The organism is Bradyrhizobium sp. CCGB20 (assembly GCF_024199855.1).
Classification (GTDB): Bacteria; Pseudomonadota; Alphaproteobacteria; order Rhizobiales; family Xanthobacteraceae; genus Bradyrhizobium.
Window position 1 is genome coordinate 6004049 of sequence record NZ_JANADN010000001.1, and the last position, 18892, is coordinate 6022940.

Genomic DNA, 18892 nt, shown 5'->3' on the forward strand with positions numbered 1-18892 from the left:
CAGAGGAGTGACTGATATGACCGAGACGACCAAGAAGGGCCTCAGCCGCCGCACCCTGCTCAAGGGCAGCGCTGGTATCGCGGGCCTCGCCGCCGGCTCCGGCGCCATCACCGGCTTTCCCTATGTGAAGTCGGCAGAGACCAAGGTGCTGCGCTATCTCGGCACCGCGGTGAACGAGGGCGACGACATCTCCAAGCAGTGCCTGAAGGACACCGGCATCAAGATCGAATACATCACCGCGACCACCGACGACGTGACCAAGCGCGTGATGACCCAGCCCAACTCCTTCGACGTGCTGGACACCGAATATTTCTCGCTGAAGAAGATCGTGCCGTCGGGCAACATCCTTGCCCTCGACGCCAGGAAGATCAAGGAATTCGACAACATCACGCCGGTCTTCACCAAGGGTGAGACGCCCGGCGGCAAGAAGATCGGCGGCCAGGGCACGGCACCCTGGAAGGTGCTCTACCTCGAAGGCAAGGATTCCAAGAAGTTCGCGACCTCGGCGACCGAATTCGTCACGCTGATCCCGACCGTCTACAACGCCGACACGCTCGGCATCCGCCCCGACCTGATCAAGCGGCCGATCAGCTCGTGGTCCGAGCTGCTCAATCCTGAGTTCAAGGGCAAGGCCTCGATCCTCAACATCCCCTCGATCGGCATCATGGATGCCGCCATGGTCGTGGAAGCCACCGGCAAGTACAAATATGCCGACAAGGGCAACATGACCAAGGAAGAGATCGATCTCACCATGAAGGTGATGACCGAAGCCAAGAAGGCCGGTCAGTTCCGCGCCTTCTGGAAGGACTTCAACGAGAGCGTCAACCTGATGGCTTCAGGTGAGACTGTGATCCAGTCGATGTGGTCGCCGGCGGTGACGAAGGTGCGCTCGATGGGCATCCCCTGCACCTTCCAGCCGCTGAAGGAAGGCTATCGCTCCTGGGCCTCGGGCTTCTGCGTCTCCAAGGGCGTCTCGGGTGCCAAGCTCGAATGGGCCTACGAGTTCGTCAACTGGTTCCTGTCCGGCTATGCGGGCGCCTATCTCAACCGCCAGGGCTACTACTCCGCCGTGCTCTCCACCGCGAAGGCGCACATGGAGCCGTACGAGTGGGCGTACTGGATGGAAGGCAAGCCGGCCGAGAAGGACATCAAGGCGCCCGACGGCTCGCTGCTCGAGAAGGCCGGTGCGGTGCGCGACGGCGGCTCCTACGAGGACCGCATGGGCGGTGTCGCCTGCTGGAACGCCGTGATGGACGAGAACGACTACATGGTCCGCAAGTGGAACGAGTTCATCGCGGCGTAATTTGATGGACACGTCAGAGGACATCCTGCAACAGGCGTCCCCGGGCTTGATCCCGGGGTCGGGCACAGCGCGCGCCGCGAAAGTGACGCGCCTGTCGCCCTCTTTCATCTCCTGGCTTCAGGCCGGGCCGATGATGCTGGTGTTTCTCGCCTTCTTCCTGATCCCGCTGGTGTTCGTCGTCATCGTCTCGTTCTGGGACTACAATGAATACCAGTTGCTGCCGGCCTTCTCCGGCCGTGGCTACACCGACACGTTCGAAGGCTGCATCGCGCAGCTCCCCGAGCTCTGCACCATCGCCAAGACCTATCTGAAGACGCTGAAGCTGTGCTTCCTGGTCTGGGTCATCACGCTCTTCATCGGCTTCTGGGTCGCCTACTTCCTGGCCTTCCACGTCAAGTCCAAGACCTGGCAGATGGGGCTGTCGCTGCTCTGCACGATCCCGTTCTGGACCTCCAACGTGATCCGCATGATCGCGTGGATTCCCCTCCTCGGCCGCAACGGATTGGTGAACTCCGGCCTCGTCAAAGCGGGGCTGATCAACCACCCGATCGAATGGCTGCTGTTCTCCGAATTCTCCGTGGTGCTGGCGCTGGTCCACCTCTTCACCTTCTTCATGGTGGTGCCGATCTTCAACTCGATGATACGCATCGACAAGGCGCTGATCGAGGCGGCCTATGACGCCGGCGCCACCGGTTTCCAGACGCTGGTCAATGTCATCATTCCGCTCGCCAAGCCGGGCATCGTGATCGGCTCGATCTTCGTCATCACCATCGTGATGGGCGACTTCATCACCATCGGCGTGATGGGCGGCCAGCAGATCGCCGCTGCCGGCAAGATCATCGAGACGCGGGTGAACGCGCTGCAATTCCCCGCGGCAGCGGCCAACGCCGTGATCCTGCTCGCGATCACCTTCCTGATCATCACCATGATGTCGCGCATCGTCGACATCAAGAAGGAGCTCTAGAGCATGAAGGAAGGACGCCCGCGCTCGTTCTACGTGCTCGCGACCTTCTTCGCGGCCTATGTACTGTTCCTCTATGGCCCGATGATCGCGATCTACGTGCTGTCGTTCCAGGGGCCGCAGGGCGGCCTCACCTTCCCGATGAACGGCGTGTCGACCTTCTGGATCGCAAAACTGTTCCAGGGCACCGGCATCGTCGATCTTGGCGCGGCCTTCCGCCGCTCGCTGCTGCTCGGCATCATCGTGATGATCGTCACCGTCGTGCTGTCGGTCGCCGCCGGCATGGCCTTCCGCCGCAAGTTCACGGCGCAGGGCATCCTGTTCTATTCGGCGATCGCGAGCCTGATCGTGCCCTCGATCATCACCTCGCTCGGCATCTCGCTTGAATTCCGCATCATCGACGACCTGATCAAGGCGCATTGGAACGAGAACTTCGAGACCTCGATGGGCCTGCTCACGTCAGGCTTGGGTGCACACCTCACCTGGACGCTGCCGTTCGGCCTGCTCATCATGTTCGCGATCTTCAACCGCTTCGATCCCAGGCTCGAGGAAGCCGCGCGCGATCTCGGCGCGACGCCGTGGCAGGCTTTCCGCCATGTCGTGCTGCCGATCATCCTGCCCTCGGTCATCGGCATCGGCCTGTTCGGCTTCACGCTGTCCTGGGACGAGCTTGCCCGCTCCAGCCAGGCGATCGGGGCGGTGAATACATTGCCGCTCGATCTCCAGGGCCTCACCACCACCGTGACGAACCCCGACATCTATGCGCTCGGCACCGTGATCTCGGCGGTCTCGTTCACGGTGATCACGCTTGCGCTCGGCACCATCCACGTGCTCAACAAGCGGCAGGCGGCCAAGGGCTCGGACGCCGGCCAAGGACTCGTCTGATCCGATGCGACTTCACGTCGTCAATCCCAACACAACCGCGTCGATGACGGCGAAGATCGCTGCCGCCGCGCGAGCGGTTGCGCTCCCCGACACCGTGATCGATGCACGTCAGCCCAGCATGGGCCCGGTCTCGATCGAGGGATTTTACGACGAGGCCTTCGCCGTCCCCGGTATGCTCGGCTGCATCCGCGACGCCGACCGCGACGGCGCTGACGCGCACATCATCGCCTGCTTCGACGACACCGGCCTGGATGCCGCGCGCGCCGCTGCGAAAGCGCCGGTGATCGGCATCGGCGAAGCCGGCTTCCACATGGCGAGTCTGATCGCGGCGCGCTTTGCCGTGGTCACGACGCTCGGTGTCTCCATCGTGCCGATCGAACATAATTTGCGGAAATACGGTCTCGCCGAGCGCTGCGCCCGCGTCCGCGCCGCCGAGGTGCCGGTGCTCGCGCTCGAGGAGCGCAACACTGATGCGCTCAACAAGATCTCCGCCGAGATCACGGCCGCAATCCGCGACGACCGTGCCGAGGCCATCGTGCTCGGCTGCGCCGGCATGGCTGACCTCGCCGCCGAGCTTTCCGCCACACACGGCCTGCCCGTGGTCGACGGCGTCGCCGCAGCGGTCACGCTGGCAGAATCAACCGTGCGGCTGGGGCTGAAGACGTCCCGACTCGGGCCCTACGCGGCGCCGCGCGCGAAGACCTATTCCGGGCCGTTTTCGCCGTTTCAGCCCTGATCACGTCCTCTTTGGGGCCTTCTGGAGGCCTCAAGGCCAGCTGATTGCTGGATTTTTTGCCCTTAGCCTCTTTTTGGTCCCATTCCTTGCCGAAATCTAACGTTTTCGGGACCCCCGGCCGCCCATAGGTAGCCGGTCTTCGCCACGCACCAAGTTTCAATTTGGGTTTTGTCAGCGATGATCGATCTCGCACGGGACACGCCGTCCAATCCCCTCCTTCGCTTGGGCGCCCAGCCTATCGCGCTGACCGCCGCTGCCCTTCTTTTGCTGGTCGCCGGCGTGACCTCGATCGCGATCTGGCGCGCCTATACCGGCTCAGCTCCCGAGACCGACCGGGTCGTGGCATCGCGGCAGCTCCAGGCCCGCACGGCTCAGGCGTCCGAGCAACTCGTCGAGAAGACCAAGGGGCTGGAGGCGACTCAGCAGGAATCGATCGACCAGCTCCAGCTCGTGCAGGACCAGCTCCAGACCATGAAGCGACTGATGGCGGCGCAGCAAGCCGACACCAAGCGCCTGTCCGAGCAGGTCACGACACTGAACGAGTCCGTCGACAATCTGCGGCAGTCCTTTGCCAGCGCCCGGGCCACGGAAGCCGAGACGCCCTCGGTTACCCGCAGGAAACCGGCGCGGCACCGTGTCCACGCCAGCGCCCGAAAGCGCTCGCGCGGCTAACCGGGTCACCGCCGGCGCCTTTAAATTTTCTGACTTGTGAACTGGATCACATTCCCCCGTATGATTCCGCTTCATGCTCTCCGGTACCGGATGGCGTGAGCCGATTTCAATGTCCGGGGCTGGCAAGGTCGTTGACGGTATACTGCGTCAACGGCCTTGTTCTTTTAGTGGGTCCAGGTTTTGGCAGGTCTGGCTTGGTAGGTCTGGCCTAGCAGCCTGATCGGGCGTTGTGGACGTTATTCGCAGACATCCACGCGGCGGACACGCCAGCCCGACGGCGTCATGACGCGCTTCCGCGCGACATAGCATCCACCATAACCGCCATCGTCGTAGCCGGTACCATAGTAATAGGGATTGCCGTAATAGGGGTAACCGTAGCCGTAATAGCCGCCGTAGTAGCCGGCGCCGGCGAGGCCCGCTCCGATCGCGACGCCCGGCCAAAAGCCGCCGCCCCGCCAGTGGCCGCCATGACCCCAGCCGCCGCCATGGCCCCAGCCGCCTCCGCCATGTCCAAAACCGCCCCTCGCCTGGGCCGCCTGCGGTGCCGACAGCGCCACCGCCGCAACGGCCACGGCCGCCATCATCATCTTGCGTAACATCACTCGATCCTCCGCGTGGAGACGTTCCACGCTTCAAAGCAGGACCAAGCTAACGTCACCCGCGCTTTCCTGACAGCCTCACTGTCTCACTTCCGCGCGAGCCATCAGCAGCCGCGGCAGATGCTCTTCATCTTCTTGTCGAGCAACCGGTTCTCGGTGTTGACGGCGGCATCAGCCGCCTCACCTGTGCCGGTGCCGGTGGTGACTCCGGAGCCGGTGTTCGCGCCGGATGATTGGGCCGTCCCCAGGCTGTTGGTGCCGGGTGGCGGAGCGGGAGCGTTGGCGACGCCTCCGGTCGATCCGCTCGATCCGCTGGAGCCGGTTGCGCCGCCGGTCGCTTGCGCGAACGACACGGCCGGCATCGCCGCGAGACTGAGGATCACCATCAACGTCTTCATTGAAATGGTCGCAGGCGATGTGGCCATCGGAATGCTCCTTTGGCTGTCAACGGTCCCGGCCAGGAGCCGTTCCGGAACAAAACCCGTCACATCAGCTTGAAAGCGAGGATGCAGGCGCGATCAGCGCCAACAAGGACCCTGCCAAGCCGGCTGCGCGTTCCAAAGCCAGAAAGGCCAAATCACGATGACCGATCGCGATCCTTTTGCAGAGGGCGAACGCGCCGCGCGCGAAAACATCCCGGCCGAAGCCAACCCCTACTCGGACGGCAGCGACGAGCATGCGCTGTGGTCGGCAGGCCACGAGAAGGTCGCGGGCGCAAGCGAAGCTCGCGAATCCGAGGGAAGCTGACGCGCCGCGCGGGTTCATGGCGATCTCGCAGGCCGCCGGCTCAATGGTGCGCGGACCGGAGGCGGCCTACAGCTATCCTCAGCCGATCCGCTTCAGGCCTTTCTTGAAACGCGGGCCGTTGGCCACGTAGAACCTCGCCGCGCTCCCCATCTTCTGCACCTGGGCATCATCGAGCGTGCGGATCACACGCGCGGGCGAGCCGATGATCAGCGAGCGTTCGGGAAATTCCTTGCCCTCGGTGATGACGGAGCCCGCGCCGACGATGCTGTTGCGGCCGATCTTCGCGCCGTTCATCACGATCGATCCCATCCCGATCAGCGCGCCCTCCTCGATCGTGCAGCCGTGCAGGATGACGTTGTGGCCGACGGTGCAGTTCCTGCCGATGACCATGGGAAAGCCGAGGTCGGTGTGGCAGGTCGAGCCGTCCTGCACATTGGCGCCCTCGCCGATCTCGATCCATTCATTGTCGCCGCGCAGCACGGCGCCGAACCAGACGCTCGCGCCCGGCTTCAGGCGCACGCGGCCGATCACGGTCGCGGTCTCGGCGATGAAGTAGTTCCCATCGGCGGGAAGATCGGGTGCCTGTCCGTCGAGCTCGTAGATCGCCATGGGGTTCTCCTGTCGCGTCAACCCCAGCCATAGCGAAACGGCGGCGCGGAGGCAAAGGCCCGCCGCGCCACGCAGCCCTGCAGAGCGTCAGCCCAGGACGCCGGTCGCGCGCAGCGTCATCAGGAAGAAGGTGCCGCTCATCATGCTCCAGAAGCCGGCGATGACGGTCGCCATCATCACGAATTCGAAGCGGCGGCTCTCCAGCCGCATGCCGCGCAGGGTGTTGCGCATGATGATGAAGGGCGCCGCGAACACCAGGAACGGCACCGCCGCAAACGTCCTCGGCGCCACACCGTCCTGCAACAAGCCGAAGCCGGCGGGGCGCTGCGCGACCGCCTGGTATCCGCTCACGAGCGCGCCCGCGAGCGCGAATCCGATGCAGATCGAGAAGAGAGAATTGAAAGCCTCAGGTGTCATCGGAACGGTCCGCCCTTACGCAACGCCGGAGCCTTCCTGTGACAAAGAGTGCCGGTTAACGCTACATTATCCTTAAGGGAAGGTTAACATCGCCAGCCGGTCCGCGCAGGGCCCTCCCTCATCCCGGCAGCCGGGACCGCTGCGCGAATTCGCCGCCACGTGGCATATTCGCGCCTGATTCGTCGGCCACCGGCCGACGTCCCGGCTCGACTCAAGCTCATGACGATGTTTTCAGCAGTCTCCCCCCGGTCCCGCAGGACCCGCGCATGGGCGCATGTCGTCCCGATCGTGCTCGGCGGCGTTGCTGCGCTGGCCGCAGTCGCGCTCGTCGCCTACCTGCTGTGGCCGACCTGGGGCTCGGGCGGCGCGAACGCTCCGGACAGGCTGCCGGTGAGCGTCGGCGGCACGCTGTTCAACGTGCCGACGTCGGCGATCCGGATGAAGATCCAGCGGCACTCCGGGCCGCAGGAGCGCATCGATCTCGACTTCCTCTATCCGTCCCTGGAGCCGCCGGGCGCGCCCAAACACGTCACCGCCGACACCGTCGAAGAGGCGATGCAGCCGATCGACCGCATCTTCCTGTCAATCGCGGCGCATCGCGATGCGCTCGCGCCCGAGCAGCGAACGGCCACGATCTATCCGCGCTATCTCGATCAGGCCGCGACCATGCCGCAGGACGGACTGACGATGCGGATGTTCCGCAGCGATACGCCCTATGGCAGCGAGGACTTCTATTCCGCAGCAAACCCCGCGCTGAGCGCGCGCTGCACGCGCGATGCGGCGACGCCCGGCATGTGCCTCTCCGAACGCCGCGTCGGTGGCGCCGATCTCACCTTCCGCTTTCCGCGGAGCTGGCTGTCGCAGTGGCGCGATGCGGCGGACGCGATGGACCGCCTGACGGCGCAGCTGCGCGGGCCAAAGGGCTGAGCGGCGCCTCTCCGCCCCGCCGCGAGAGCGGCTTGCGGGGACGGGCCGCAGCCTCTCGACAAAAAACATCGAAAACAACCCCATGCACAGTAGCCAAGCGCCTGTCATGACTTCGTATTTTTCGAAGTCAATTTGACCCGTCGGGCAAAACAGGGGTATGGTGTCATGATGGGGCGATCGACTTGAACGATGCGGCCACCGACTAGCATCGGGCGATCCTGAAGTCCGTCGGCTCCCGCGCGCGGGATCAATCGACGAAGGACGGAATGGGATGGGCGTTGGCCAGATCCTTCAGCCTGCGAAGCCGCGCGGGATCGACGGCAGCGCTTGGGCCGGCGCGCAAGATCTCCGCAACCTCGCGGCCGAGTGTCCTCGCCTCGGCTATGTCGAAGCCACGGATCGTCAATGCGACGCTGCCGAACCGGAACGCGGTACGTGGTTCGCCGGCTTGCCCGGGCGCACGCATGGCGTTGCCGATGACCCCGTAAGCACCGAGCCCCGCAACCAATTCGGGCTGGGTCCAGCTCTCGCCGGCGTAAGCCATGATCATGTGCGAGTCCGTGCCGCCGGTGTAAAGCTCGATGCTGCCTTCCTCCAGGCCCACAGCGAACGCCTTTGCATTCGCAACGACGTCACGCATGAGCTGCGCAAAAGCCGGGCGAGTGATCATCTCCATCTGCACGGCCCGCGCCGCGATCATGTTGGAGGCTGCCGGGCCTTGCAGGCCGGGATAGACGGCGGCGTCGATGGCGGCGCCGAAGCGCTCTTTGGCGAAGACAAAGGCGCCGTTGCGCGGTCCGCACAATGTCTTCTGCGTCGAGCTCGTGGAGACATCGGAGAACGGAACGGGGTTGGCATGGAGGCCGGCCGCGATCAGCCCCGCGACATGGGCGATATCGGTGAAGAACAGCGCACCAACCTCGTCGGCGATGGCCTTCAATCCCGCGAAGTCGATCTCGCGCGGATACGAGGACGGGCCGGCGAGCAAGACATGCGGCCTCGTCTTGCGGGCGAGGTCGCGGGCCTGGTCTAGGTCGACCGCACCGGTACGGGTCACACCGAAGGAGACGACCTCGCGGTCTGCGCCCGTGATATGGCGCATGGCGCCGTGGCTGACATGGCCGCCGGCGAGCTCGTCGAAGGTGAGCAGCCGGGCGCCCTCGGCCGGCAGGATCGCGCGCAAGACCGCGACATTGGCAATGGTCGAGGACAGCGCCTGCACGTTGACGTATTCGGCGCCGAAGATCGCCTTCGCCCGATCGATCGCAAGGTTCTCGATGGCGTCGAGTTCCTCGCAATTGGCGACGCTGCGACGGCCGGGCAGCCCCATCGGCGCACGGTTGACGAGATGAGTCCCCTCGATCTGCCGCAGGCCGAGCGGCGCATAGGAGGCGGAAGCGATCATGTTGAGGGACAGCGCCTCCCTCTTGCGGTCCTGGTCGATCAGCGCGACGACGTCAGCGCCGACCTGACGGGCATCGGCGCCGAAAAAGCCGTGCCAGTTGACGTCGGTCGAATGAGCTTGGGCAGTGCCCGACGAAAGTGACATGTGTCATCCTCTTTCTAGGTGATCGGAATTCTGAAATCGTTGTACGAGGCGGCGGCTTCGTCAGTGACGCAGCACGCGCGAGAGAAAGGTTCGGGTTCGTTCGTGCGTCGGCCGGTCGAAGATCTCCGCCGGCGTGCCGATCTCCAGGATGCGTCCGTGATCGATGTAGACGACGCGGTCGGCGACCTCGCGAGCGAAGCCCATCTCGTGGGTCACGATCATCATCGTCATGCCTTCGCGCGCGAGTCCGCGCATGACGTCGAGCACCTCGCCGACCATCTCGGGATCGAGCGCCGAGGTCGGCTCGTCGAACAGCATGATGTGCGGCTCCATCGCCAGCGACCGGGCGATGGCGACGCGCTGCTGCTGACCGCCGGAGAGCTGGGAGGGAAGCTTGTGGGCGTGGTCGCGCAAGCCCACCCGCTCGAGCAGGCGCAGCGCATTCGCCCTCGCCTCGTCAGGCTTGCGACCGCGCACGCGGATCGGCGCAATGGCGACATTGTCGATCGCGCTCATGTGCGGAAAGAGATTGAACTGCTGGAACACCATGCCGACGCCCTTGCGGATCCTGGCCAATTCCTTCTCGCCGCCGATCGCGAGATCGGCCTCCGTCGGCATGTTGAAGCCGTCCACAGTCAGGCGCCCGCTCTGGTACGTCTCCAGACCGTTGACACAGCGGATCAAGGTCGACTTCCCCGAGCCGCTCGCACCGATGATGACGACGACTTCGCCGCGCCCGACGTCGAGATCGACATCCTTCAGGACATGGAACGCGCCAAAGGACTTGTTGAGACGGCCGATGCTGACGATCGCGTCGCGCGACAGCTCGGCCGCCGGAATCTGGATGGCGTTCATCGTGATCCCCTTGCGAGATGGGCTTCGAGGCGGCGCGAGGCGTAGGTGATCGCCCCGCCGATGGCGAGATAGACGGCGAACAGGAAGACGTAGATCTCGTAGGTCCGGCCGCTGTTTTGCGGATCGGCCAGGATCATCTGTCCGGCGCGCAGGAAATCGGTCAGGCCGATGATGAAGACCAGTGTCGCACCGTTGAAGATGTCGAGGATCTGGCCGACCAGCGAGGGAACGACAACCCGCAGCGCCTGCGGCAGGACGATGTCGACATTGAGCGTCCAGCTGCTCATTGCCAGCGAACGCGCCGCCTCGATCTGCCCCTTCGGGACCGCCTGAAGTCCGCTGCGAACATATTCGGCGACATAGGCCGCGAAGAAGAGCGCATAACCGGCCATGCCGCGCAGCAGGCCCGGCACGGACGTGTCCGGTGCCAGCAGCGGCACGATGATCCAGATCCAGTAGACGACGAGGATCAACGGCACCGACCGCATCGTCTCGATATAGGCGGTTGAAATCAGGCGCAGACTGGTGATGCGGCTTTGCCGGCCGAGCGCGAGCAGGATGCCGAATGGCAGGGTCAGGATCGAGACCGCGATCGTCAAGACGACGCTGAGCAGCAGACCACCCCAGACCTCGAAACCCGGCGGCGAAAGCACGACGAAGATGGCCACCACGCCCGCGAGGAGGCCGGACAGGACGATGCGCTGGCCCACAGCCGAGTGATAGGCTCCGACCCAAACGGCAACGCCGAGCGCAGCGCTGCCGGCGGCAAGGACGCCCGACTGCACGTTGATCGCGACCGCAAGCATGACGCCGGTCAACGTCACGACCGATGCGACGACCGTCAACGCGGCTCGCCCCGGGCGGACCGAAAGGCCGAGGCCGGCGCCGAACATCGCGCACAGCGTCGCGACGGAGAACCATGCCCGCCACAACTGGTCGGCGGGATAGATGCCGGTCATCAACACCTTGAAGCTGCCGCCGACGACTTGCCAATGCGCCTCGATCAGCGCCCAGTGCGCAAAGGCATAGACCGCCCAGACCAGCATCGGGATGACGACAAGCGAAAGCGCTGCGTCGAACGGCTTGGCGAAGAGATTGCGGTGGACCCACCGCAGCGCCATCGTGGTCATCGCGCCCTCCGTCCGTTGACGCGCGCGTTGATGCCGTTCACGCAGGCGCTGATGATCCAGCTCAGCGCGAGGTAGGTCAGCATCACGATCACGACGCCCTCGAGATTGCGTCCGGTCTGGTTCGAGACGGTACCGTAGACGTTGAACAGATCAGGAAAGCCGATCGCGATCCCGAGCGAGGTGTCCTTGGTCAGGCTGATGTATCGGTTGGCGAGAGACGGCAGGACGATCCGGAAGACCTGCGGAAGGATGATGTCGCGCAGCGTGTGGGAACGCGACAATCCGAGCGATGCAGACGCCTCCCATTGCCCCTTGGGCAAGGCCTCGATCGCGCCGCGGACGATCTCGGCGACATAAGCGGAGCTGTTGACGACGATCGCGATGAGGAGCGCCGTCATTTCCGGTGAAATGGCAAAGCCTCCGCGCGCGCCGAAGCGGGTTGCGACCGGCAGGTCGAGGCCGAGGGGGAAGCCGACAAAGGCGGTTGCGATCAGGGCTGCGACCGCTGCCGCCAGGAGGATCAACCGGAGGCGCAGTCCGCGCAGAACCACGCAGGCGACGACCAGGGCGAAGGCCGTGGCGAGCAATCCCCAGGACACAACGCCGGCGCGCTCGGAGATCGCAAGGCCGGGAAAGAACACACCCGAACGACTGGCAAGCAGGCCGCCGAACCAGTTCGACGCAGCGTTGGCGGGAGGAAACCGCAGGACCACCGCAAAATACCAGAACACGATCTGGATCAGCAGCGGCGTGTTGCGGATGGCTTCAACCAGTCCAAAGCAGAGATTGCGCACCAGCCAGTTGGTCGAAAGCCGGCCGATGCCGACCAGCGTGCCGAACATGGTACAGAGGACGATCGCCGAGAGCGCGACCTTCAGCGAGTTCCACAGCCCGGCGAACAGCGCCTGGAGATTGCTGTTGGAGGGCGAGAAAGGCTCCAGCACCAGCCAATTGCCGTCAAATGAAGGGACGAGGCCTTCACTGAGACTGAAATTCGCGACATTGCCGACATAGCCGAACGAGAACTGGATGCCCTTGCGCGCGAGTGCCTCACGGACAGCGAGGCCGAGCCAGATGACGATCCCCACCACCGCGATGACGATCGCTGCCTGCAACAGCCATCTCGACGCGATCAACAGGCCGCGACGCGCCGGCGGGATGCTGTGATATTCGGCGATCTCTGTGCTCACGACGCCCTCTCGGGATCGAGGCGAGCCGGTCGGCTCGCCACGGACCATGTGGCTCAGTTCCACGGAGGCGAGTACTCGGCGCCGCCCTTGGTCCACATCGCATTGGGCGTGCCGGCACGATCGATGAAGTATGGTGTCTTGGGTCCGAGGTTACGGTCGTAGATCTCGCCGTAATTGCCGACGGACTTGATCATGCTGGCAACGAAATCGTCGGCGACACCGAAATCCTTGCCAAAACCGTCCTTCACGCCGAGGAATTTCTGCACGAACGCGCTCTCGTCCTTCATCCTGTCGAAGAGGTTGGCGGTCGTAATGTCCCACTCCTCCGCCTGGAACAGCGCGAACGTCGCCCAGCGCAGGAGATTGCGCCATTTGGAATCATTGGCGATGACGAAGCCCGCGAATGGAGACTTGTTGAGAGTCTCGGGCAGGATGGTGAAGTCGTCCGGCTTGGGCGAGTTGCCGCGCCAGGCTGCAAGCGCAGATTTGTCCGTCGACATCGCGTTGCAGCGATCGCTCTGGAGCGCACCAAACAGCTTCTCGAGATTCTCGAAGGTGAGAACCTTGGTGGTCTTGAAACCGCGCACGCGGACGAAGCTGGCGAGCGTGGCTTCGGTGCCGGAGCCCTGCGTCGTGCAGATCGTCGCGCCGTCCAATTCCGCGACGGATTTCACGCCGGACGCTGACTTCACCATCATGCCGGTGCCGTCGTAGAAATTGATCGGCAGGAAATCGATGCCGATCGCGGATTCGCGCACCGGCTTGACGGTCGTGTGTGCAAAGACGACGTCGGCCTGTCCGGTCTGCAAGGCGTTGAAGCGGCTCTTGTCGGTGACGATGACGAAGTTGACCTTGCTGGCATCGCCGAGAACGGCTGCTGCCATGGCGCGGCAGAAATCGGCATCGAGTCCTTCGACCTTGCCGGTCTTGGTGTTGAGATAGCCGAAGCCAGGAGCCGTGTTGTCGGTGCCGCAGTTCAGCATGCCGCGCTGCTTGACGTTGTCGAGGACGGTCGCGGATGCGCCCGGCGCCCACAGCGATGCTGCGGCAAGCGCAGCGACCAGAAATCTGGAATGAGCCATCCGAAAACCCCTCTCTGCCTGTTGTCGTCGTCCGACGCATCTCAGCCGGGCTTGGGATGTGCTCCTCTTGTGGGCCCGAACTGCTCTGGAGAATGAGGCTACAGTCGCAAAACAATTCTGGTCTACTTAATTAATTTCGCGATATACATTAGAGAATATGCACGATTGTCTTCTGGGCATCTGTTGGAGCTGAAAGATGGATTTCGCCCGACTCCGCACGCTTCGTGAGCTTTCGCTGCGAAAAACAATGGCAGCGGTGGCCGAGGCCTTGCTGATCTCTCCATCGGCCGTTTCGCAGCAAATCGCGCAGCTCGAGGACGAGACCGGGGTTGAATTGGTGGAACGCAGGGGCCGCGGCGTACGGCTGACGCCGGCGGGACAGCGACTGGTCGATCATGCCGGGCGGGTCATCGGCATTCTGGAAGAAGCAAAGACCGATCTTGCGGAGCTTAAGAAGACCGTCGCCGGCGAGTTGCGCGTCTCGGCGTTCCCCTCGGTCGCCGCATCCCTCATTCCGCCGACGATCCGCGCGATGTCGGCGCGCTTCCCGGATCTGGCGACGATCTTCGAGGAGCTGGAGCCCGACGACAGCCTGGCCGCCCTGCGTGCCTGGCAGACGGACGTCGCGATTATCGACGACCTCACCACGTCGGCGAGCCTCTCGGAGACGCAAGTCGAGACGCTGCATCTTCTGGACGACCACCTTCACGTCATGCTGCCGCGCGACCACCCCTTGGCCGAGCGGCCTCACCTCACCTTGCCTGAGCTGGCGACGGAGCGATGGGTTCTCGATACGACGTCCGCCACCTATTCGGACGTGATCGTCGGCGCTTGCCGCAGTGCCGGCTTCGATCCCATCGTCAATGCCCGCTGCCACAGTTTTGAAGTGGTCAGGGCCATGGTCGAAGCGGGCTGCTCGGTCTCGATCAATCCGGGGCTACGCGGACGCGATCATATCGGCACGCTGCGCCTCAAGGAGATCCGGCCGATCATCACGCGGCGGATCTTCGCGGCCTTCCGTACCGGTGAAAGGCGTAACCCGGCGATCGCCGAATTCGTCGACGAGCTTCGCGCGGTGGCAACGTCGATGACGGCCCGGCGCTGATGGTGCAATTGCGCGGGCTGCGCGGCCAGGCCTGCATCTCGCTTGCGTGACATCGGCCACCTGATAGGCTCGTCATCAACACATCAAACGCGGTGACCGACGTGACCGATGCAGCGGCAAACCTGCCACCGGGTGCCCAGCTGCTGGGGCGGGAATGGCTTGGCTTCGACGAGGGCGGGCACGCACTGATCCGCTTTCAGGCGCAACTCGCCTTCACCAACAGGCACGGGACAATCCAGGGCGGCTTTCTCGCCGCGATGCTGGACTCCGCCACCGGGATTTGCGCGCTCGCGGCGCTCTCGCCTGATCTGACTGTGGTGACCAGGGGCCTCGACACGCGCTTTCTGAAACCTGCGGCGGTCGGGCCGATCACGGCACGCGCGCGCGTTGTCGAGCGGACGGATCGCGACATGGTCGTGCATGCCGAGCTTGTCGATGCCGGGAGCATCATCGTCGCTGATGCGACGGCGCGGCTGCGTATTCTTGCGAGGAAATAGAAAAAGGGGTCGCGCAGCGCGCGGCCCCTTTGGGCGGCACAATCGCCGCGTTATTCCTGATCGACGAGATCGTCCTCGAGGATCGCCATCTGGAACTGGAACGAGCGATCATCATCCTCGTCGTCGACGAAGAGCACGCCGATGAATTCCTCGCCGATATAGACCTCGGCGGAATCATCCTTCTTCGGCCGCGGCACGACGCGGATCTTGGGATTGCCGAATACGCGCTTCAGATACGCGTCGAGCTTCCTTACTTCCTTGACGTCCACGGCAAGTCTCCAATCGAAATCTGGGTTGGCGGGGTTTTAGGACGAGACGCGACGAACCGCCAGCATGAATTGCCAAAGAATTTGGGGACGAAAAGGGCCGGAGAATCCGGCCCTTCGCGCGAGCTCAAAGTCCCATCGCGTTGATCATCTGATCCATGGTGCGCGACGGCTCGGCGCAGCCGGCTTCGCCGACGATCTTGGCGGGCACGCCGGCAACGGTGACGTTGTGCGGCACCGGCTTGACCACGACCGAGCCGGCGGCGATGCGCGCGCAATGGCCGATCTCGATGTTGCCGAGGATTTTTGCGCCGGCGCCGATCAGGACGCCGTGACGGATTTTCGGATGGCGGTCCTCGTTCTCCTTGCCGGTGCCGCCGAGCGTGACGCCGTGCAGGATCGAGACGTCGTCCTCGATCACCGCGGTCTCACCGCAGACGAAGCCGGTGGCGTGGTCGAGGAAGATGCCGCGGCCGATGCGCGCGGCGGGATTGATGTCGGTCTGGAACACCGCCGACGCGCGGCTCTGGAGATAATACGCAAAGTCCTTGCGGCCCTTCAGATAGAGCCAGTGCGCGAGGCGATGGGTCTGGATGGCGTGAAAGCCCTTGAAGTAGAGCAAGGGGTCGATGAAGCGCGAGGTCGCGGGATCGCGGTCGTAGACGGCGACGAGATCGGCGCGGAAGGCGTTACCGAGATCGGGAGCCTCGCGCAGCGCTTCGTCATAGGTCTGGCGAACGAGATCGCCCGACAGGGCGGAATGATCGAGCCGGTCGGCGAGACGATGGATCACCGAATCTTCCAGGCGACTGTGATGCAGCACCGTCGAGTAAATGAAGGTCGCAAGCTCCGGCTCGCGATGGACGATGTCTTCCGCCTCGCCGCGGATCCGATCCCAGATCGGATCGAGCGTTGCGAGCTTTCCTCCCGGATTGACCTGATGCACTGCCATAGGATCTGCTCTTTCGAATTGGCTCGTTTTGCTGGCTCTATACCACAGTCTAGGTGACAAAGTCCCGACGGGCTTGCCTGAGAGTGAACAGTGCCTTGCCCCGCGAAAGCACGCCAACGCCTTGAAACACAACAATTTCTCAGGACGCCCCCAGGCGGCAAGGTCGCTTCAAAGTGGTCAGAGTTTCGCCAAATTCAAGCCGGGCGGCGTCAAACTATTGGTGAATTCCGTCTCAACGGCTATTGCGGGCATGGTCCGGACGAGACGGAGCGGTTTTGAGCATCACCACCGAACAATTGCGCGCGCGCGCCGCGGGCTCGTTTTGGCTGCGGCTGGCGGCGGGGGCCCTGCCCCTCCTCCTGATCGCGCCGGCATTCTGGAACCGCTATCCGCTGTTGCAATGGGATACCGGCGGCTATCTGGCGCGCTGGTACGAGGGCTATCTGGTCCCGAGTCGCTCCACCGTGTTCGGCCTCTATCTGCATTACGGCGAGAATTTTGGTTTCTGGATCAACCTCGCGGTCCAGTCGCTGGCGACGCTATGGCTGTTGCAGCTCACCCTGCGCGTCCTTGGCCTGATGCAGACGTTCCGCTTCGTCGCGATCAGCCTGCTCCTGATCTTGTCGACCGCGCTGCCCTGGCTCGCGAGCATGCTGCTCACCGACATCTTTGCCGGGCTCTCGGTCCTGTCGCTGTTCCTGCTGATCGTTGGTGCAAGCAGAACTTCAACGCTCGAAAAGATCTCGCTATTCGTCTTCACCGCCTTTGCCGCCGCGACCCACAGCGCCACGCTCGGCGTGCTGCTCGGGCTCTGCATCGTCGGCTGGATGGCGCGGCCGTTCCTGGGGCGTCGTCTCCCGGTTGCCGGCCTGGCGCAGGCGAGCCTGACCATCGTCGCGGGCGGCCTGATGCTGGTGTCGGCGAACCATGCGCTATCAGGGAAATGGGCCTGGACGCCCGGCGGCTACGGCGTCGCGTTCGGCCGCATGATGCAGGACGGCATCGTCGCGCGCTTTCTCAACGACCACTGCCCCCGCGAGCACTACAAGCTCTGTCCCTATCGCAACGAATTGCCGGCGACCGCCGACGAGTTCCTGTGGGGCAAGAGCATGTTCAACACGCTCGGCCGCTTCGAAGGCATGAACGACGAGATGGGCATCATCGTCGTGCATTCGCTCGCCGACTATCCGGCCTGGCAGGCCGGCGCGGCGCTGCGGGCGATGGGCCAGCAATTGCTGCATGTGGCCACCGGCGAAGGCGCCAGCGTCTGGATCGGACACACCTACGGCATCATCGAGCGCTACATCCCGGCGCAAGTCGCGCACATGCGCGCGGCGCGCCAGCAGAATTGGGAGCTCAATTTCAACTACGTCAACTGGCTGCACGTCCCCGTCGCGCTGGCCTCGATGCTGGCGCTGGTCGTGCTGCTCGCGCAGGCGCTGGCGAACCGCAGGCTCGACGATCTGACGCTGCTCGCGGCGACCGTCACGCTGGCGCTGCTCGGCAACGCCTTCATCTGCGGCGTGATCTCGGGCCCGCACGACCGCTACGGCGCGCGGATGGTGTGGGTCGCGACCTTCGTGGTGCTGATGGCGCTGTTCCGTTCGTTCGGCGACGACGCGGACGAAACCTCAGCCGCGGCGTGACAGGAAGTCGAGCACGCCGGTCTTGTAGACCTTGTCGCCGACCGCGCGCATGTGGTCGCGGCCCGGGATGTCGAGCACTTCCGAGCCGGAAATGATCGCGCCGAGCGCGCTGGCGGATCCCGCGACGTCATCGGTGCTGCCGACCGCGATCAGCACAGGCACGTCGATGCGCGCGGCTTCTTCCTTGGTCATGAGATCGCGCGTGCCGCGCAGGCAGGCCGCGAGCGCACGGCGGTCGGAACGGGTTTGGTCTGCAAACGCGCGAAACGTGCGCCCGACCGGATCGGTGACGTCATCCAGCGAGGGCGCCTCCAGCGCCTTCGCCACGTTCTCGCCGGGCCCGGTGCCCTCGATCAGGCCGCCAATGCCGATGCCCCCCAGGATCGCCGAGCGCAGGCGCTGCGGCTCGTTCAGGGAAAGCCAGGCCGTCATCCGCCCGCCCATCGAATAGCCCATGATGTCGGCCTGCGGGATCGCGAGGTGATCCATCAGCGCGAGCACGTCGCCGGCCATGGTCGGGATCGAGTACTGCGCGGGCTCGTAGAGTTTTGCGCTTTCGCCATGGCCGCGATTGTCGAGCGCGATGGCCCGGCGGCCGTTCTTGCGCAGTTCCGAGACCCAGGTCGGATAGACCCAGTTCACGTTCTTGCTCGAGGCAAAGCCGTGCACCAGGATGATCGGATCGCCCTCGCCTTCGTCGAGATAGGCAATTTCAACGGCGCCGTTGTGAAAGCTCGGCATCAGCAGTTCCGCGGTCTTGAGGG

22 protein-coding genes are annotated in these 18892 nt (G+C 64.2%); 10 read left to right on the forward strand and 12 right to left on the reverse strand.

Features of this window, described 5'->3' with window-relative positions:
- Window positions 1–16: 16 nt before the first annotated feature.
- The 5 genes from NLM15_RS28125 (at window position 17) to NLM15_RS28145 (ending at window position 4557) form a co-directional block, all read left to right on the forward strand.
- The gene (locus NLM15_RS28125; protein WP_254120807.1) at window positions 17–1303 is read left to right on the forward strand and encodes a PotD/PotF family extracellular solute-binding protein; all 1287 of its coding nucleotides are present in this window, start codon (window positions 17–19) and stop codon (window positions 1301–1303) included.
- A 4-nt stretch (window positions 1304–1307) separates the two neighbouring features.
- Entirely contained in the window at window positions 1308–2267 is a 960-nt protein-coding gene (locus tag NLM15_RS28130) for an ABC transporter permease (RefSeq protein ID WP_254120809.1), read from the forward strand.
- Window positions 2268–2270: 3 nt separating this feature from the next.
- A complete protein-coding gene (locus NLM15_RS28135) occupies window positions 2271–3149 on the forward strand; it encodes an ABC transporter permease (protein ID WP_254120811.1) in 879 nt (292 codons plus the stop codon).
- Window positions 3150–3153: 4 nt separating this feature from the next.
- Window positions 3154–3885: an aspartate/glutamate racemase family protein gene (locus NLM15_RS28140; RefSeq protein ID WP_254120826.1), complete on the forward strand. Its 732-nt coding sequence runs from the start codon at window positions 3154–3156 to the stop codon at window positions 3883–3885.
- A 177-nt stretch (window positions 3886–4062) separates the two neighbouring features.
- On the forward strand, window positions 4063–4557 hold the full coding sequence (locus NLM15_RS28145) for a hypothetical protein (protein ID WP_254120828.1): 495 nt from the start codon (window positions 4063–4065) through the stop codon (window positions 4555–4557).
- A gap of 236 nt (window positions 4558–4793) precedes the next feature.
- Here NLM15_RS28145 and NLM15_RS28150 read toward each other — a convergent pair whose 3' ends face one another.
- On the reverse strand, window positions 4794–5156 hold the full coding sequence (locus NLM15_RS28150) for a hypothetical protein (protein WP_254120830.1): 363 nt from the start codon (window positions 5154–5156) through the stop codon (window positions 4794–4796).
- Window positions 5157–5260: 104 nt separating this feature from the next.
- Window positions 5261–5581, reverse strand: coding sequence for a hypothetical protein (locus tag NLM15_RS28155; RefSeq protein ID WP_254120832.1), 321 nt, complete (start codon window positions 5579–5581; stop codon window positions 5261–5263).
- A 157-nt stretch (window positions 5582–5738) separates the two neighbouring features.
- On the opposite strand from NLM15_RS28155, the gene NLM15_RS28160 reads away from it, so the two are divergent.
- The gene (locus NLM15_RS28160; protein WP_254120834.1) at window positions 5739–5903 is read left to right on the forward strand and encodes a hypothetical protein; all 165 of its coding nucleotides are present in this window, start codon (window positions 5739–5741) and stop codon (window positions 5901–5903) included.
- A 78-nt stretch (window positions 5904–5981) separates the two neighbouring features.
- Here the strand turns inward: NLM15_RS28160 and NLM15_RS28165 are convergent, their stop codons facing one another.
- Complete coding sequence (locus NLM15_RS28165; protein WP_027560089.1) at window positions 5982–6512, reverse strand: gamma carbonic anhydrase family protein; 531 nt, start codon at window positions 6510–6512, stop codon at window positions 5982–5984.
- Between the two features lie 87 nt (window positions 6513–6599).
- Window positions 6600–6929, reverse strand: coding sequence for a DUF6949 family protein (locus NLM15_RS28170; RefSeq protein WP_254120836.1), 330 nt, complete (start codon window positions 6927–6929; stop codon window positions 6600–6602).
- 219 nt (window positions 6930–7148) lie between these two features.
- On the opposite strand from NLM15_RS28170, the gene NLM15_RS28175 reads away from it, so the two are divergent.
- A complete protein-coding gene (locus tag NLM15_RS28175; protein ID WP_254120838.1) occupies window positions 7149–7856 on the forward strand; it encodes a hypothetical protein in 708 nt (235 codons plus the stop codon).
- Window positions 7857–8103: 247 nt separating this feature from the next.
- Here the strand turns inward: NLM15_RS28175 and glyA are convergent, their stop codons facing one another.
- The 5 genes from glyA to NLM15_RS28200 are packed head-to-tail and all read right to left on the reverse strand — an operon-like array spanning window position 8104 to window position 13662.
- Complete coding sequence (gene glyA / locus NLM15_RS28180; protein ID WP_254120840.1) at window positions 8104–9405, reverse strand: serine hydroxymethyltransferase; 1302 nt, start codon at window positions 9403–9405, stop codon at window positions 8104–8106.
- A gap of 60 nt (window positions 9406–9465) precedes the next feature.
- Window positions 9466–10260: an amino acid ABC transporter ATP-binding protein gene (locus NLM15_RS28185; protein WP_256565505.1), complete on the reverse strand. Its 795-nt coding sequence runs from the start codon at window positions 10258–10260 to the stop codon at window positions 9466–9468.
- Window positions 10257–11390, reverse strand: a complete 1134-nt coding sequence (locus NLM15_RS28190) for an amino acid ABC transporter permease (RefSeq protein WP_254120842.1) — start codon at window positions 11388–11390, stop codon at window positions 10257–10259. Before NLM15_RS28190 ends, NLM15_RS28185 begins: the two co-directional genes overlap by 4 nt.
- On the reverse strand, window positions 11387–12580 hold the full coding sequence (locus tag NLM15_RS28195; protein WP_254120843.1) for an ABC transporter permease subunit: 1194 nt from the start codon (window positions 12578–12580) through the stop codon (window positions 11387–11389). Before NLM15_RS28195 ends, NLM15_RS28190 begins: the two co-directional genes overlap by 4 nt.
- Window positions 12581–12633: 53 nt before the next feature.
- Window positions 12634–13662 carry a transporter substrate-binding domain-containing protein gene (locus NLM15_RS28200; RefSeq protein WP_254120845.1) on the reverse strand — a complete coding sequence of 343 codons (1029 nt, stop codon included), beginning with the start codon at window positions 13660–13662 and terminating at the stop codon, window positions 12634–12636.
- Between the two features lie 196 nt (window positions 13663–13858).
- Between NLM15_RS28200 and NLM15_RS28205 the strand changes: the two genes are divergently transcribed.
- Window positions 13859–14767 (forward strand): LysR family transcriptional regulator, encoded by a 909-nt coding sequence (locus NLM15_RS28205; protein ID WP_254120846.1) that lies wholly within the window; start codon window positions 13859–13861, stop codon window positions 14765–14767.
- Window positions 14768–14859: 92 nt separating this feature from the next.
- Complete coding sequence (locus tag NLM15_RS28210) at window positions 14860–15264, forward strand: hotdog domain-containing protein (RefSeq protein ID WP_254120848.1); 405 nt, start codon at window positions 14860–14862, stop codon at window positions 15262–15264.
- Between the two features lie 50 nt (window positions 15265–15314).
- Here the strand turns inward: NLM15_RS28210 and NLM15_RS28215 are convergent, their stop codons facing one another.
- Window positions 15315–15533, reverse strand: coding sequence for a DUF3126 family protein (locus NLM15_RS28215; RefSeq protein ID WP_007602550.1), 219 nt, complete (start codon window positions 15531–15533; stop codon window positions 15315–15317).
- Between the two features lie 124 nt (window positions 15534–15657).
- Window positions 15658–16482, reverse strand: a complete 825-nt coding sequence (gene cysE, locus NLM15_RS28220) for a serine O-acetyltransferase (RefSeq protein WP_254120849.1) — start codon at window positions 16480–16482, stop codon at window positions 15658–15660.
- Window positions 16483–16757: 275 nt separating this feature from the next.
- Between cysE and NLM15_RS28225 the strand changes: the two genes are divergently transcribed.
- A complete protein-coding gene (locus tag NLM15_RS28225) occupies window positions 16758–18128 on the forward strand; it encodes a hypothetical protein (RefSeq protein ID WP_254120850.1) in 1371 nt (456 codons plus the stop codon).
- Here the strand turns inward: NLM15_RS28225 and NLM15_RS28230 are convergent.
- On the reverse strand, window positions 18114–18869 hold the full coding sequence (locus tag NLM15_RS28230; RefSeq protein WP_254120851.1) for an alpha/beta fold hydrolase: 756 nt from the start codon (window positions 18867–18869) through the stop codon (window positions 18114–18116). The two genes, NLM15_RS28225 and NLM15_RS28230, sit on opposite strands and share 15 nt — an antisense overlap.
- Between the last annotated feature and the right edge of the window lie 23 nt (window positions 18870–18892).